General features: G+C 62.2%; 10 protein-coding genes. 7 read left to right on the top strand and 3 right to left on the bottom strand.

What is annotated here, in order from left to right; translation table 11 throughout:
- Window positions 1-332 precede the first annotated feature (332 nt).
- On the top strand, window positions 333-2285 hold the full coding sequence (locus FQ755_RS19420) for a YadA family autotransporter adhesin (RefSeq protein WP_144156430.1): 1953 nt from the start codon (window positions 333-335) through the stop codon (window positions 2283-2285).
- A 73-nt stretch (window positions 2286-2358) separates the two neighbouring features.
- A complete protein-coding gene (locus FQ755_RS19415) occupies window positions 2359-3084 on the top strand; it encodes an OmpA family protein (protein WP_144156429.1) in 726 nt (241 codons plus the stop codon).
- Window positions 3085-3379: 295 nt separating this feature from the next.
- On the opposite strand, the gene FQ755_RS19410 is transcribed toward FQ755_RS19415, so the two are convergent.
- Complete coding sequence (locus tag FQ755_RS19410; protein ID WP_144156428.1) at window positions 3380-5248, bottom strand: adhesin; 1869 nt, start codon at window positions 5246-5248, stop codon at window positions 3380-3382.
- Window positions 5249-5721: 473 nt separating this feature from the next.
- Complete coding sequence (locus tag FQ755_RS19405) at window positions 5722-8493, bottom strand: YadA-like family protein (RefSeq protein ID WP_144156427.1); 2772 nt, start codon at window positions 8491-8493, stop codon at window positions 5722-5724.
- A gap of 626 nt (window positions 8494-9119) precedes the next feature.
- On the opposite strand from FQ755_RS19405, the gene FQ755_RS19400 reads away from it, so the two are divergent.
- The 4 genes from FQ755_RS19400 (at window position 9120) to FQ755_RS19385 (ending at window position 13144) form a co-directional block, all read left to right on the top strand.
- Window positions 9120-10139: a beta-propeller fold lactonase family protein gene (locus tag FQ755_RS19400; RefSeq protein ID WP_144156426.1), complete on the top strand. Its 1020-nt coding sequence runs from the start codon at window positions 9120-9122 to the stop codon at window positions 10137-10139.
- Window positions 10140-10206: 67 nt separating this feature from the next.
- A complete protein-coding gene (locus tag FQ755_RS19395) occupies window positions 10207-11217 on the top strand; it encodes a sterol desaturase family protein (protein WP_144156425.1) in 1011 nt (336 codons plus the stop codon).
- Window positions 11218-11445: 228 nt separating this feature from the next.
- On the top strand, window positions 11446-12279 hold the full coding sequence (locus tag FQ755_RS19390; protein WP_144156424.1) for an EI24 domain-containing protein: 834 nt from the start codon (window positions 11446-11448) through the stop codon (window positions 12277-12279).
- 19 nt (window positions 12280-12298) lie between these two features.
- Complete coding sequence (locus tag FQ755_RS19385) at window positions 12299-13144, top strand: competence/damage-inducible protein A (protein WP_144156423.1); 846 nt, start codon at window positions 12299-12301, stop codon at window positions 13142-13144.
- A 196-nt stretch (window positions 13145-13340) separates the two neighbouring features.
- On the opposite strand, the gene FQ755_RS19380 is transcribed toward FQ755_RS19385, so the two are convergent.
- Window positions 13341-13805, bottom strand: a complete 465-nt coding sequence (locus FQ755_RS19380; protein WP_144156422.1) for a rhodanese-like domain-containing protein — start codon at window positions 13803-13805, stop codon at window positions 13341-13343.
- A gap of 470 nt (window positions 13806-14275) precedes the next feature.
- Here FQ755_RS19380 and glnA point away from each other — a divergent pair, with 470 nt between their 5' ends.
- Window positions 14276-15691 carry a type I glutamate--ammonia ligase gene (gene glnA / locus FQ755_RS19375; protein ID WP_074299962.1) on the top strand — a complete coding sequence of 472 codons (1416 nt, stop codon included), beginning with the start codon at window positions 14276-14278 and terminating at the stop codon, window positions 15689-15691.
- The last annotated feature ends 61 nt before the right edge of the window (window positions 15692-15752 follow it).

Here is a 15752-nt window from a genome sequence, read left to right as displayed (position 1 = left end):
AGTTTTGTCCCTTGATTGTAAGGTTTTTGTTAATAAATCGTGATCCTCGGAACGGCGCCAAATGTTGCTGAAATGTGCCTGCGCCCGCCGGTATTGGTGCCTGCCTGTAGGGAGGTTTGATGCGTCTGTGGTCTTTTAAGAATCATCCCATTTAAGCACCTCTCGGCCAAATCTATATTCGGATTATCGGCCGAAGGGTTAGTGAGATAGTTCGCAAGTTCCTGTTCATACGAGCGCTTTTTCATCCTTCGGTAACCCCCTGATCTGCTTGCTGCGCGAACGCCAATCGTCCGCAAATCAGACTGTTATCAAACGTTCTACAGGATGAAACCGTGAACAAGACTTACAAAACCGTTTGGAATGAAACAACCGGCACTTATGTGGCCGCGTCGGAAACGGCGAAGAGCCGTGGGAAGAAGAGCACGAGCAAGAAGGTATTGGCGCTTGCGCTGTTGGCAGCAGGTGTGGGCGGGATGGCCGACGCAAACGCGGGTGCGCTCGATGGCGGGACTGTGGTCAAGTCGACTCAGGAAGCCATTGGCACCGGGGCCGCGGTGACGGCGAACACCAACGATAACGGGACGGGCGTCGCCATCGGGAGTAACGCGACCTCGTCCGGAAGCTATTCGACTGCTATTGGCGGGGGTAGCCTCGCTGCGGGCGGACAGAGTACAGCCTTGGGCGTCTGGGCCAACGTCCAGAGTGGTGCCATAAATGGCGTTGCGATCGGCTTCAATACAAGCGTTACAGGGAGCGGGGCTACGGCGGTGGGCTCACAGTCGAAAGCGTCTGGCGTGAGTTCGGTCGTACTTGGCGATTATTCGTCCGCATCGGGCGGCGGCGCCGCGACGGTTGGCTCGAACGCAACGGCTTCGGGGGCGAGCTCCGTGGCGATTGGCTATGTAGCGATGTCGTCGGGGGATAATGCGGTGGCGCTCGGCTATGCAGCGTCGTCGGGGGGAAATAGTGCGTTGGCGATCGGCTATGCAGCGACGTCGGCGGGGACGAGTGCGGTGGCGCTTGGTTATGCAGCGACGTCGTCGGCGTCGGGTGCGATGGCGCTCGGTAACGCGGCGGCAGCAAGCGGCGCCAACTCGATAGCGCAAGGTAACGCTACGGTGGCAAGCGGGACTTCGGCCGACGCATTCGGTGCGAATGCCCAGGCGACAGGGAACAATTCCAATGCTATCGGCGGTGATTCCGTTGCGAGCGCGACGGGCGCTGACGCATTCGGTAATACTGCCACCGCCAGCGCGACCGCGTCATTGGCGCTGGGCCATAATGCCACGGCAAGTGCGGTGAACTCGGTGGCGCTGGGCGCGTATTCGACGACGACGGCAAACCTGTCGGCACCGGGTTACAACCCGGGTACGTCCACGCTGTCGGGTACGGCTTCGACGGCCAACGGTGAAGTGTCGGTGGGTTCGGCAGGCGCCGAGCGTCGCATCACGAACGTGGCAGCCGGCGCGGCGCCCACGGACGCAGTGAACGTGAGCCAGCTGATGTCGGAAGACGCTAAGGTGAACACGGTTAACAACAACGTGAACAACCTGAGCAACAATGTCAACAACATTGCGGGCAACGTCACCAACATCGCTGGTAATGTCACCAACATCAACAATACGGTGAACAACATCACCAACGGTGGTGGCATCAAGTACTTCCACACGAACTCGACGCTGGCGGACTCCTCGGCGACGGGTACGGATGCAGTGGCGATTGGCGGTGCAGCATCGGCCTCGGCAGCGAACTCGGTAGCCCTGGGCTCGGGCTCGACCACGACGGCCAACCTGTCGGCACCGGGTTACAACCCGGGTACGTCGACGCTGTCGGGTACGGCTTCGACGGCCAATGGTGAAGTGTCGGTAGGTTCGGCAGGCAAGGAACGTCGCATCACGAACGTGGCAGCCGGTGCGGCACCCACGGATGCAGTGAACGTGAGCCAGCTGATGTCGGAAGACGCGAAGGTGAACACGGTCAACAACAACGTGAACAACCTGAGCAACAACGTCAACAACATTGCGGGCAACGTCACCAACATCGCGGGCGACGTCACCAACATCAGCAACACGGTGAACAACATCACCAACGGTGGTGGCATCAAGTACTTCCACGCAAATTCGACGCTGGCGGATTCGTTGGCGACGGGTACGAACAGCCTGGCAGCAGGCCCGGCAGCGGTGGCGAGCGCCACCAACGCAGTCGCACTGGGCAATGGTGCGAGCGCGGGTAAGTGCCGCGACGGATGGGGCGTGAGTCCCGTCCGTCAGCCGGACATGCCTTGACTTTAACCGGAGGCACGCTCTTGTCCATGGCATACGTGGCAAGAGCGCCGCTTCGATGACGGAATTTGTGAAAATGAAAGCAACTCTCTTTAAATATCTCCGCGCGCCCTTGCTCGGCGCATTTATGACCGGCCTTGCTGCGTGTACCACGCAGTCCGGACCGACTTATACGCTTCACGCGGTTAATTCGCCGAACCAGCAGGCGCCGACTTACCGGGTGAGCTGTCTGGGTCTCTTCGAAAGCTCGAACAGTTGCGTGCGTGTGGCCGAGGAAACCTGTAAGACTCAGCCGGTGACGTGGCTGCAAACGATCGACGGTGTGAGCGACGCCGCACCGAAGAACAATCCGCGTGAAATGACCTTCATGTGCGGTAAGCCGGTTGTGCAGGAACCTGTCGCGCAACCCGTTCCGCAGCCGGTTCCTCAGCCGCAAGTAGAACAGCCGGCGCCGCAGCGTCAATTGCTGCTGCAAGGCAACGCGAATTTCGCAACCGATAGCGCCGTGCTCAGCCCGATTGCAAAGAGCAACCTCGATCACTTTATGAAAGTGGACCAAGGTCTCAATCTGCGTCGCGTGACGGTGATGGGGTATACCGACAATACAGGTTCGGAAGCTCATAACCTGAAACTGTCCGAGGCTCGTGCTGCAGCAGTCGTGCAATATCTGCGCGACGGCGGCCTCCACGCCGATCAGTTCGTCGCTCGAGGCTTGGGCAGTGCGGATCCGGTCGCGTCGAATGCGACGGCCGAAGGCCGCTTGCAGAACCGCCGCGTCGATGTCCGCGTGTTCACCGAATAAGCAACAACGCATTGTTTGACCATGAAGGCCTGCCGTCGAGCAGGCCTTTTTTATACGGGTCTTCCTGAATCAGGATGCAAAGCCGAAGGCGGGGCGTGGTCAGGGCAATAACCTGGGCCGGTAGTGCTCGCCGACGGCAGCGGCGAGGTTGTTCGGCAGCGCGAGCGGTAAGCGCATCGACAAATGGCATGTGAAAACGCCGCGACCGGCACCTGGATTACATCTCAGGCCGGTCGCGGCGTTTTGGGTGCGCGCGCTATCTGCAATGCCGCTGCGCGGCTTTTGCTGCGCTGACTTACGCTTTATTGCCCTGCTTCACCAGCTTCAGGACCTGCTCGCCGAAGGCTTCCGGACGGCCTTCGAAAATGCGTTTCACGGCATGCGTGTCAATCAGTTGGCGGCGCAGCGCTTCGCGCTCATCGTGGTTGTTGGCAAGACGCACGGCGGCCTCCACGTATTCGTCTACCGAATGAGCGGTCAGCCACGACGGTAGACCCGCGCGCGCGAAGAGACCGCTGTCGATATGCTCGAAGACTTCGCGGCCGCATAGGTTGATGCCTGGCAGACCGACCGTGAACGAATCGACAATCCCATTCGTGTTGCCGAACGGGAATGGGCTCACGAACATGTCCAGCATGTTGACGACTTCCAGATAGACCGGATAGCCCAGCGAGCCGTAAACATACGCGCACGATTCCGGCAGCGTCTGGTGCAGCATCCGTCGCAGATAGGCGAGTTCGATGCCGTCGCTCCACGACGTCATGAAGTGGAACGTCACCGGCATGGGCGACTTGCGCACGATCTCGTGGCAGGCTTCGAGAAAGCGCGGATTGAGCTTCATCGCGCTCGCGGTCACCGCGATCCGCACGGTTTCGCGGCGCGGCGGCACGGACGGCGTGACACTTTTGATCAGCATGGACGGCACGTAAGGCTGGCCGTCTTTCGGCAGACGCATCAATTTTTCGCTGAAGCACGCGGGATCGCCGACGAAATCGTCTTCGACACTGACGTAATCGATCATGCCGGAATGCATTGTTGCGGGGTGGCCGAGGCCGGCGATCTGCAGCGGCGCGAAGCGCAGATTCGAGACGAAGATGGTGTATGTGAACATGCCGACACTCGGCATGTACAACACTTCAGGATGATGTTCGTTGGCGAAATCGAACAGCTGCTTCATGCAGTCGCCGACGAACTCGTCGTGCTCGAACGGAATGAATCGGTCGAAGATGGCCCGGCCTTTTTCATCCACATGCTCCGCCGCACCGAACGCGACTACTTCGAAATGCTCGCGGGCCGCGAGCATGGTGCGCGAATGCGTGCGATAGATCGAATGGCCACCGGTGAACCATTCCAGCACAACTATCATCAGCGGCTTCTTTCCTTTCTCGCGCTTCGGCCACGTCGAGAAATCGGGTTCGAGTTCCATCAGGCCGAGCGACTTCATTTTTCTGCGCACGAGGGCGTTGATGCCTCGCTTGACGTCGTGCCGCTTCGGCGATTCCGCGTAGCTGCAATACATGTACGCCGCACAGACCGCGAGGCTCGGCAGGTCGTCGAGATCCTCGATCGCATCGAGCGCGCGCGGCAGCCATTCGATCATGCGTTCACGCTTTTCATGCGCGGCCGGCGAAACGACGACGGCCGCCGCCAGCAACGACATGCCGAGGCTGATCGCGAACACCGGGTCGGACTTGGCAAGCGCGGCCAGATCGATGTCGAAAGTCGACTCCGACGTGTATAACAACAGCTGCTTGGTGATCAGATTGTGCGTGTCTACGAGCGTGGGTTCGGCCGGCGCGCGCTCGATCAGCGCGCGAACGATGTGATCGGTGTTGCGGTAGTGTGTTGCGCCGAACAGGTTCCTCAGCCACCAGCGTGCCTCGGCAATCTGCGAAAACTGATGGTCCGTGAAGTTGAAATGCGGATCGCTGAGGAGCGTGGTGATGGTGTCGCAGATGCGGGTGGTGAACGCCTCCGATGCAGCGTTGCGTGGATCGTCGGGTGCAGTCCGCGCGAACCGCTCGTCGCCGAGTGTGCCGCGGTTGCTCGCCAGTGTGTTGAGCAACGCGACGAATTGTTCATGCGCTGCGGCGTAGTCGCGCGATTGAACGGCGGATTCGAAATGATCGATAGAAAATTCGGTGCGTTCGGGTTCGGTGTTCATAGCGGCGATTGTGACTGGCGCGCCTTCGTGCGACTGCAAGCGCATGTTGAATAAATGACGGCGGGTGAATCGGATTCCGAAACAATCTGCGCGATTGGTACGAGATCCAAGGACTCGCTTCGATGCAGGAAATCGTTCATAGACGGGGTTAATCGATGGGAGCAGATTATCTCGAATTTGAGCCCGGCTGCATTTAGGACTGTTCTTATTATGGTTGACGGAACCTGAAGCCGCCAGGCCAATCGTCTGAGGCTCGCAAGCCCAACAGGCTGGCGTGATATTGGCCTTAAGCGCCGCGCGGGGAGGCTGCACCGCGCAGAATTCGCTGCGCCCGCTGCACGTAAAAAAACGCGACGCCGACTGGAGGTATCGGCGTCGCGCAAAAGATGCAGGTCTGCCCAGACCTGCATCCACTCGCTGCTACCCGCTATGAGCTCTAATGAGCCCCTTTAAGTCCCGGTAAGTTCCGTTGCTTACCAGTGCATCCCGGCGCCAATCGATGCGCCGAATTGACCACGTGAATCACTGGTGCCTTGCACCTTGTAGACCCACTTGCCGGTCTCCGACAGTTGCGACACGCCAAGCGCGACCGCGGACTGGCCGGCATACGTGCCGGCCGCGATCGCGACCAGGCCATGACCGGGCAGGACAGCTTGCGGCAGACCCGCCGCAGCCAAGGCCGAGGCCGTGCCGCCGTAGGAATCGCGGCGTGCCGAGCGGATCTGGTCATCGGTATAGCTGTTGGCCTGGCCAACGGCATTGCTCACGGTCGAATTCAACTGGTTGACGTTGACGGCATCCGTGCCTTGCACACCGGCTGCGACGTTGGTGATCTGACGTTCGCTACCCGCTGCACCGACCGATACCGTGTTCGCCCGATCCGCTACCGAGCCTTGGCCCAGCGCCACCGAGTTGTCGGCGCTGGCATTCGCGCCTGCGCCGATCGCCGCTGCGCCGCTACCGCTTGCAACCGAGTTTGCGCCGACTGCGACCGCGTTCGCGCCGCTTGCCAGGGCGTTCGCGCCCGAGGCCACCGAGTGCGTGCCTGTCGATTGCGCGGTTTCGGTGGCGGTGTCGCCATCGGCGCTGAAGAACGGATTGCCGGCGGCTGGCACGATGTTCTGGACCGCACCGCTGATGGCGGCTTCCATCTGGCCGAGATTGACCGCGTCGGTGGCGGCTACGCCGTCGGCGACGTTATGGATCACGGTGCCGCCCGCTGCCGGATCGCCGCCCAGCGTGACGCTGTTCTTGTTGACCGAGCCGTCTGGGTTGCTGTCATATGTGACGGCGCCAGCGGCCGTGGCGGCGGCCTGATTCGCGACCGCGTTCAACTGGTTGACGTTGACCGCGTCGGTGCCTTGGACACCAGGAGCGACATTAGTGATCTGCCGCTCGCTGCCGGCCGAACCGACGGAGACGGTATTGGCGCGGTCGGCTACGGAGCCTTGGCCCAATGCAACGGAGCTGTCGGCAACGGCGCTGGCGCCTTGACCGATGGCGGCGCTGCCGGCGCCGGTTGCCATGGCATTGACGCCGATGGCGGTGGAGGCAGAGCCGCTCGCCGAAGCGCCGAAGCCGACGGCGGTGTCGCCAGTCGACGCAGCCACGGAATTGGCGCCGAGTGCCGTCGAGCCGTCGCCCGCAGCGGTTGCGGCGGTGCCGACGGCGGTTGCCATTGCGCTGGTTGCCGACGAGGAGGCGCCGGTGGCGAGCGCCCCAGTAGCCGAGGCATTGGCGTTGCTGCCCATGGCGACAGCCTGGTCGCCACTGGCGACGGCGTCGTCCGAGCCGTCGGCGGGGCCGCTGGCCTTGAAGTAGTGCACGGCGCTTGCGGTGCCGGCGGTTGCGGCATTCAGCTGGCTTAAATTGACGGCGTCGGTCGCTTGCGTGCCGGCGGCGACATTGGTGATCTGCCGCTCGCTGCCGGCCGAGCCGACGGAGACGGTGTTGGCGCGGTCGGCCACGGAGCCCTGACCCAATGCAACGGAGTTGTCGGCAACGGCGCTGGCGCCTTGACCGATGGCGGCGCTGCCGGCGCCGGTTGCCATGGCATTGACGCCGATCGCGGTGGACGCCGTCCCGCTAGCCGAAGCGCCGAAGCCGACGGCGGTGTCGCCGGTCGATGCAGCCACGGAATTGGCGCCGAGTGCCGTCGAGCCGTCGCCCGCAGCGGTTGCGGCGGTGCCGACGGCGGTTGCCATTGCGCTGGTTGCCGACGAGGAGGCGCCGGTGGCGAGCGCCCCAGTAGCCGAGGCATTGGCGTTGCTGCCCATGGCGACAGCCTGGCTGCCGCTGGCGACGGCGTCATCCGAGCCGTCGGCGGGGCCGCTGGCCTTGAAGTAGTGCATCGTGCCGCTTTGGGCGATGTCGTTCACCTCGGTGCTGATGCTGTTCACCTGGCCACCGATCGTGGTCACCTGGTTAGCAAGGTTATTAACCTGCCCGCTGATGGTCGTGACCTGGCCGTTGACGTTGCTCACCTCCGAGTCGACCGCGCTCAACTGGCTGACGTTGACCGCGTCGGTCGGGGCCGAGCCGGCGGCGACGTTCGTCAGTCGCCGTTCGTTTCCGGAAGAGCCGATCGATACTTCGCCTGCCGCGGTAGCGCCCGAGATTGCCGTGGCGCCGGGGCCGTTCGGCGTGTATGCCGTCGTGCTCAGCACGGCGGTCGTGGTCGAGTTGGCGCCGAGCGCAACGCTGTTGGCGCTTGAAGCACTTGCCTTGTAGCCGAGTGCAGTCGAATTGGCTCCGTCGGCTTCTGCCAGTGTGCCGAGAGCCGAGCCGCCGACGCCATACACCGTGGCCAGATTGCCCACAGCGGTGGCGTAATCGGCTTTTGCCCACGCGGACGAGCCGCCCGCAAACGCGCCGATACCGTTGGTGGTCGCTCCGGCGCCGATCGCCGTCGACGATGTTCCTGCCGCCGACGATGCGCTGCCAATGGCGATTGAAGTGGAGTCCTGTGCAACGGCTCCCACGCCTTCGGCAATGGAGCCCGCGCCGTTCGCGAGCGCGCCGCGGTCAGCGCCAACGCTGATCGGGGCCGCATCGAAATAGTTCTGCGCGAGCGGGTTTTGCGCCTGCGCCAAGCCGTTCGCCATCAATACCGTCGCCGCCAGCACGGCCTGCGCCACCACCAGCTTGCGCGAGATCCCGCGCTTCGTCTTCGAGCGTGCCGTTTCCGACGTAGCGACCCAGGCACCCGTCGTCTCATTCCAAACCGATTTATGAATTCTGTTCATTCTCTAACAAACTCCGCGGTGTTACTCGCGTGGATGGCGTCATTGCAATCTGATCTGGTAACGGTGCCACCGCCCTGATAGGTCGCGCAAAAATTGGCACGCGGACCATGGTTATTCCGTTAGTTGAGGTCTTGCCGATGTTTTTTAGCGTCCAGATCGAATGCGACACGCTCTGGTTTCCACAGGGATTAAGGGCATGGGCGATGATCGACGGCATTCTCAGGCCGGGTGGCGCCGGCCTGATATGAGTTAACTCTTAATTCGTGTCAGCAGGCTTGATTTTGTTTTTAAAAAATTAAATCCATGTTTTAAAATAGGAAAAAATAAAGAAACATCCCATCACTTCTTATTGAATCTGTGAGTGAATAAGAAAATGCGGTTAATACGTCGAATGCGCCGGTTTTAACCTGAGCGCTATAAAAGCAAACCATCCGCGATTGTTTTTGTTGTTTTTCGAATTCGGCCGTGGGTCGGTGAGTCAGGGCCTGCCGGATCGCAGGGAGGGATGGTCCGCGATCAAGCCCCGATTCCTGTTTCTGTCTGCTAGCGCCGGCACCACGATCTACGTCAACCGCGCGTCCTTACAGGCGGGCTACAATGCCCGTTGTTCTCTGAAGCGAGTTTTCATGCGCAAATTTTCTTTACGCGGCCTGGGCCTGACCGCCGGGTTCGCTGCCGGTGCGGCGCTGGTCGCCGCCGCCGGCCTGTTTTCTGAAGCCGCCCACGCCAACAATGTGATCGTGCTCAATTCGGGCGAAGCCACGCTGAGCCTGATCGACGAAGCCACGCATCAGGTGGTCGGCACGGTGCCCACCGGCAAGGAGCCGCATCACCTGATGGCGACGCCGGACAACAGTTCGCTGATCGTCGCCAACTCGGTATCCAACAACCTGATGTACGTCGACCCGAAAACCGGCAAGGTGCAACGCTGGGTCGAAAATATTGAAGACCCGTATCAGATCGGTTTTTCGCCCGATAAAAAGTGGGTGGTGACAACGGGCTTGCGGCTCGACCGTCTTGACATCTACCACTACGACGGCCATGACATGACGCTCGCGAGGCGCCTGCCGCTCGCAGTGATGCCGAGCCATATGGCGTTCTCGAGCGATAACAAGACCGTGTTCGTCACGCTGCAGGTGTCGGGCGAACTGGCGGCCGTCGATCTCGCCACCCAGCAGATCGAGTGGCGGATGAAAGTCGGCAAGGTGCCGGCCGGCCTGTGGATGACGCCGGGCGACAAATATCTGCTGGTCGGCATGACCGGCTCGGATTACGTCGCGGTGGTCGACTGGCGCAACCAGAAGGTCGTCAAGACCATCCAGACCGGCAACGGCGCGCACAACTTCCGCTCGCTGGCCGACGGCAAGCACGTCGCCGTGTCGAACCGGGTGGCCAGCACCATCAGCATCATCGACGAAGACGCGCTCACCAATGTCGGCAACATCACCGGCCTCATGCCGGGGCCGGACGACATGGAGCTGTCGGCCGACAGGCGCTATCTGTGGGTCACGTTCCGTTTTGCGAAGCATGTCGGCATCATCGACCTGACCACGCGCAAGCTGATCGAGACCATCGCGGTGGGCCGCTCGCCGCACGGCATCTACTTCTTCGACCGCGCGCCGGTCACGGCGCCCAACGGCGCATAATCATGGGCGTGCAGCCATCGGATCTCACCGGGCCGCACGCGTTTGCGCACGACGCGGGACGGGCCGTATGTTTCAGATGATCGTTTCCCTGCTCGACGGCCTGGTTTCGGCCGTGCAGACCACGCTGTACGTCGACCTCGTGCAGCCGCTGCTGTTCCGTTTCAACCTGATGGGTTACGACGAAGACACCTACGACAGCCTCTACTGGGTGATCGTCGGCGTCTTCGAGGTGCTGGCCATGTACGCGCTGCTGCGGCCGCTCGAAGCGTGGCGTCCTGCCGAGAAGTGGCCAGACCGCAAGTCGGTACGGGTCGACGTGCTCTACACGTGGATCGCCAAGCTCGGCCTCCTGAACCTGCTGTTCTTTTTTGCACTGCGGCCGCTGTTCGACAACGTCCAGGCATGGTTGCGCCTGCACGACATCGCGAATCTCGACTTCGACAATCTGTGGCCCGGCGTCACCACACAGCCCATCGTTACGTTCCTGATGTATCTGCTGGTGCTGGATTTCGCCGGCTACTGGTATCACCGCTGGCAGCATCGTATCGGCGTGTGGTGGGAACTGCACGCCGTGCACCATAGCCAGCGGCAGATGTCGCTGTGGTGCGACGACCGCAACCATCTGCTCGACGACTTGTTGCAGGCGTCGTTTTTCGCGGCGATTGCGCTGGTGATCGGTGTGCCGCCTTCGCAGTTCGTCGTGCTGGTGGCCGTCACCAATCTTGCGCAGAGCGTCCAGCATGCCAATATCCGGCTGTATTTCGGCTGGCTGGGCGAACGTCTCGTCGTCAGTCCCACGTTCCATCGTCGTCACCACGCGGTGGGCTACGGGCACGAAGGCCTGAAGTACGGCTGCAACTTCGGCGTGCTGTTTCCGTGGTGGGACATGCTGTTCGGCAGCGTCTCGTGGAATCGCGAGGTGGAACCGACCGGCATTCGCGACCAGCTCGACGGCCGCCGCTATGGCGAAGGATTCTGGGCCCAGCATGGCCTGGCGTTCGCACGCATTGCCGGGCGTCTGTCGCACAAAGCGCGCAAATCGCGCAAGACTGCGGACGGCGGCACCGCTTCCCTCTGAACCGCCATCGAGCGGCCAATCATCGCGCCGCCGCGTCTGGCGGCGGGTGGCTTTGCGGCTTTGCGGCAGCGCGGCGGGAGTCACGCCCCAGGCCGCCACTGACGCCCCTACCGGCCACCCCGCGCGTGGTTTATCCTGTGCAGACTTCCGCGCATCACCGGCGCCGCTCCCGGCGCAGCTTGGCGGTTTCGTTTGGTCTTATCGTTTTGCTCACTTGCACTGGCTCGCATGAATGATCTGTTGCGCTCATTTGGGCGCGCGCTCGCAAGCGCGCTTCATCCGCGGATGCTCTGGCTGACCTTCCTGCCGTTTTTTGCGGCCACGGTCGTGTGGGGCGTGATCCTGTGGTTTTCCTGGCAGATGCTGATCGGCACCACGCGCGGCTGGCTCGAAAGCTGGTCGTTCACTACCACGCTTTATCGTCTGTTCGACTGGCTCGGCTTTTCCGCGCTGCATGCGGCGCTCGCGCCTTTCATCGTGATTGCGGTGGCGATTCCGCTGATCGTCGTCACCATCCTGTTGCTGATCGCCACCTTGTCCATGCCGGGCGTGATCCGCCATTTGTCCGCGCGGCAGTTTGCCAGCCTGGAAATGCGTCGCGGCGGAACGTGGTACGGTAGTCTGGCGCAAGCGCTATGGACGACGCTGATCTGCCTCGTGCTGCTGGTCGTGACGCTGCCGCTGTGGCTGATTCCGCCGTTCTTCGCGCTGATTCCGCCGCTGCTGTGGGGCTGGCTCACGTACCGCGTGATGACCTACGACGCCCTCGCGCTGCACGCGAGCCGCGACGAACGGCGCGCGCTGGTGCGGCGCTACCGTTTGCCGCTGCTCCTGATCGGCGTCGCGAGCGGCTTGCTCGGTTCGCTGCCGACGCTGATCTGGGCCACGTCGGTCTGGCTGATTGTGCTGTTCCCCGTGATCACCGCCGTGACGATCTGGATCTATGCGTTCATCCTCGTCTTTTCGGCGCTGTGGTTCGGCTATTACTGTTTGCGCGCGCTGCAGCGCATGCGCGCGGAAGAGCAAGGCGCCCGCCACGCGGCGCCGGTGGTTCCCTACTGAATTTATCTGCGAGGCCGCAATGGCATTTGGCGTCATCATCATCGGCGACGAAATCCTCTCGGGCAGACGTGTCGACAAGCACCTGCCGAAGGTCATCGAACTTTTGACCGCGCGCGGTCTGTCGCTTGGCTGGGCCGAGTACATCGGCGACGAACCGGAGCGCATTACGGCCACCTTGCGCCGCACCTTTGCCTCGGGCGACATCGTGTTCTCGACGGGCGGCATCGGCGCGACGCCGGACGATCACACGCGCCAGTGCGCCGCCGCCGCGCTCGGCGTGCCACTCGCCTTGCATCCCGAGGCGGCGGATCTGATCCGCGAGCGGATTCGCGAGACGCATCCAGTCAATTCCCCGAACCCGGTGGATTTCAATTCACCGGATAACCTGCACCGTCTCAACATGGGAACGTATCCGCAGGGCGCGTCCGTCATTCCGAACGGCTACAACAAGATTCCGGGCTTTTCGGTGGGCGACCATCATTTCGTGCCGGGCTTTCCAGTGATGGCGTGGCCTATGATCGAATGGGTGCTGGACACGAAATACGCGCATCTGCATCACGCCATGCCGCACGCGGAAAAGTCCCTGCTGGTGTTCGAGCTGCCGGAATCGACGCTGACGCCGCTGATGGAAAAGATCGAGCATGATTTCCCCAGCGTGCGCGTATTCAGTTTGCCGAGCGTCGGCGACGCGGAGCGCGGCGGCATTTATGCGCGGCGTCACATCGACCTGGGCGTGAAGGGTGAACCCGAAGCCGTGGCCGCCGCGTTCGTGAAGCTGCGCGAGGGCGTGCATCTGCTGGGCGGCGACATCGTCGAGCCGGAAGCGGCTGCCGCTGCTGCCGTGGCGGGTAAGGCGCGCAGCTGAAGCAGGCTTTGACGGCGCTCAGGTGGCGCTAACGCGGCGCCGAGGTGGCGACATCGCCATGTCACATCGCGCGCCGACGATGCAGTCAATGTGTCGCCGGCGCGGTCTGTTCAGGAAAGCATGCGTCAGCCACCCTGACGCAGCACGACGCTTACCGGGCCGCGCCCTGAAGCGATCTTCTTCGGAGCAGACGGACTTAAGCCCCGATCCACGGCAACCCGCGAAAACACCAGCCCGAGACTGTCTTCCGATGCCCCTGGCCGTCCTTGTCGCCTTCAAAGCCCTCCAGCAGATCGAACGCCTTCGTGAAACCGGCCTGCGCCGCGGCCACGGCGGCGAGCTTGGAGCGCGCGGCGCTGCGGCACAGAAACAGCACCGGCGTATCGGCGCCGGCGGCCTGGCTCAATTGCTGGATGAATTCCTGGTTCGGTACCGCGCCCGGATAACGGGTCCACTCGACATGGGCATATTGGCCGTCGCCGATCACCGGCCGGCCGACCCAATCCAGTTCCGCGCGCGTGCGCACGTCGACGAGACGGGTAGCCGGGTCCAGTTGCAGAAGCTCGAAAGCCTCGGCGGGCGACAGCGCGCCCGCGTAGGGCAACTGGTTGTCGAGGCGGCGCTTTTCGGCCTGGGCATACAACTGTTCGAGCGTGCTCATGACAGCAAATCTCCTGGGGACCAAATGAGCATTTTAGCGCGGCGGGCTCGTCGCGCGTGCCGCGCCGCGGTCGTGCGCCAGGTTGAGCAGCCAAGGCCGGAATGCGCCAAAATAGTGCAAAATGAACCGTCTGCCCCAATACGGGGATTCGGCCAACTGAGCATTTCGCGATCGCCCCATTATGGTGCGTCGGCGACGACAAACGGGGTCCGTTCACGCCGTCCGGGGTGCGGCGATTCCCCGCAAACGCGCGTGGCGATAAGCCTTTGCGCCGGGTTGGCGCATACATGGCACAGAAGCTGCTTATTTGGTGCCGATCGATTCGATCACCGGCATTCTGGCGTCTGCTTCGGGATTCCCGACGAGACTTCACCAAGGTTTGCGGAAATGCGAGCTAGACGTGCCGGGACGGGTCAGCTAGATTTGGGCGGCGGCTCAATCCGCCGAATTCGTTAATCAGGAGATAGGTTATGAGTAAATCCGTGGCCGACGTCATGCAAATCGTCAAGGACGAGGACGTCAAGTTTGTCGACTTCCGTTTCACCGACACGCGCGGCAAAGAGCAACACGTTTCGGTGCCGGTGTCGGCATTCGACGAAGACAAGTTCGAGAGCGGCCATGCGTTTGACGGTTCATCGATTGCCGGCTGGAAGGGCATCGAAGCGTCGGACATGCTGCTCGTGCCGGACGCCGACACGGCCTTCATCGACCCGTTCTATGAAGAGTCGACCCTCGTGCTGACTTGCGACGTGGTCGAACCGGCCGACGGCAAGGGCTACGAGCGCGACCCGCGTTCGCTGGCAAAGCGCGCGGAAGCCTATCTGAAGAGCACGGGCCTCGGCGACACCGCTTACTTCGGTCCGGAACCCGAATTCTTCATTTTCGACTCGGTCCAGTGGAACACGGACATGTCGGGCTGCTTCGTGAAGATCGGCTCGGAAGAAGCACCGTGGTCGGCAGGCAAGGAATTCGAAGGCGGCAACACCGGCCATCGTCCGGGCATCAAGGGCGGCTACTTCCCGGTCGCGCCGGTCGACTCGTTCCAGGACATCCGTTCGGAAATGTGTCTGCTGCTCGAACAGATCGGCATTCCGGTTGAAGTGCATCACCACGAAGTCGCAGGCCAGGGCCAGAACGAAATCGGCACCAAGTTCTCGACGCTGGTGCAACGCGCCGACTGGACGCAGCAACTGAAGTACATCGTCCACAACGTCGCGCACACCTACGGCAAGACGGCGACCTTCATGCCGAAGCCGGTGGTCGGCGACAACGGTTCGGGCATGCACGTTCACCAGTCGATCTGGAAAGACGGCCAGAACCTGTTCGCAGGCAATGGCTACGCCGGTCTGTCGGAATTCGCGCTGTTCTACATTGGCGGCATCATCAAGCACGCTCGCGCGCTGAACGCCATCACGAACCCGACGACGAACTCGTACAAGCGTCTCGTGCCGCACTTCGAAGCACCGGTCAAGCTGGCTTACTCGGCACGCAACCGTTCGGCTTCGATCCGCATTCCGCACGTGAGCAATCCGAAGGGCCGCCGTATCGAAACGCGCTTTCCGGATCCGATGGCGAATCCGTACCTGTGCTTCTCGGCACTGATGATGGCAGGTCTCGACGGCGTGCAGAACAAGATCCACCCGGGCGAAGCCGCTGACAAGAACCTGTACGACCTGCCGCCGGAAGAGGATGCAAAGATCCCGACCGTGTGTGCCGGCCTCGACCAGGCGCTCGAAGCGCTCAACAGCGACCGCGAGTTCCTGACGCGCGGTGGCGTGTTCACGGATGCGATGATCGACGCATACCTGGGCCTGAAGGAAGCCGAACTGCAACGTGTGCGCATGACCACGCACCCGGTCGAGTTCGAACTGTACTACTCGCTGTAAACGGCGATGGCGCTTCGTCGCGCGAGTGGCGAGGCGCGACGCCCGACGCTCGTGACTGATT

The organism is Paraburkholderia sp. BCC1885, from assembly GCF_900996235.1.
Lineage (GTDB): Bacteria > Pseudomonadota > Gammaproteobacteria > Burkholderiales > Burkholderiaceae > Paraburkholderia.
Note: the sequence above shows the minus strand (reverse complement) of the source record. Positions and strands in the feature narration are given on the sequence as shown.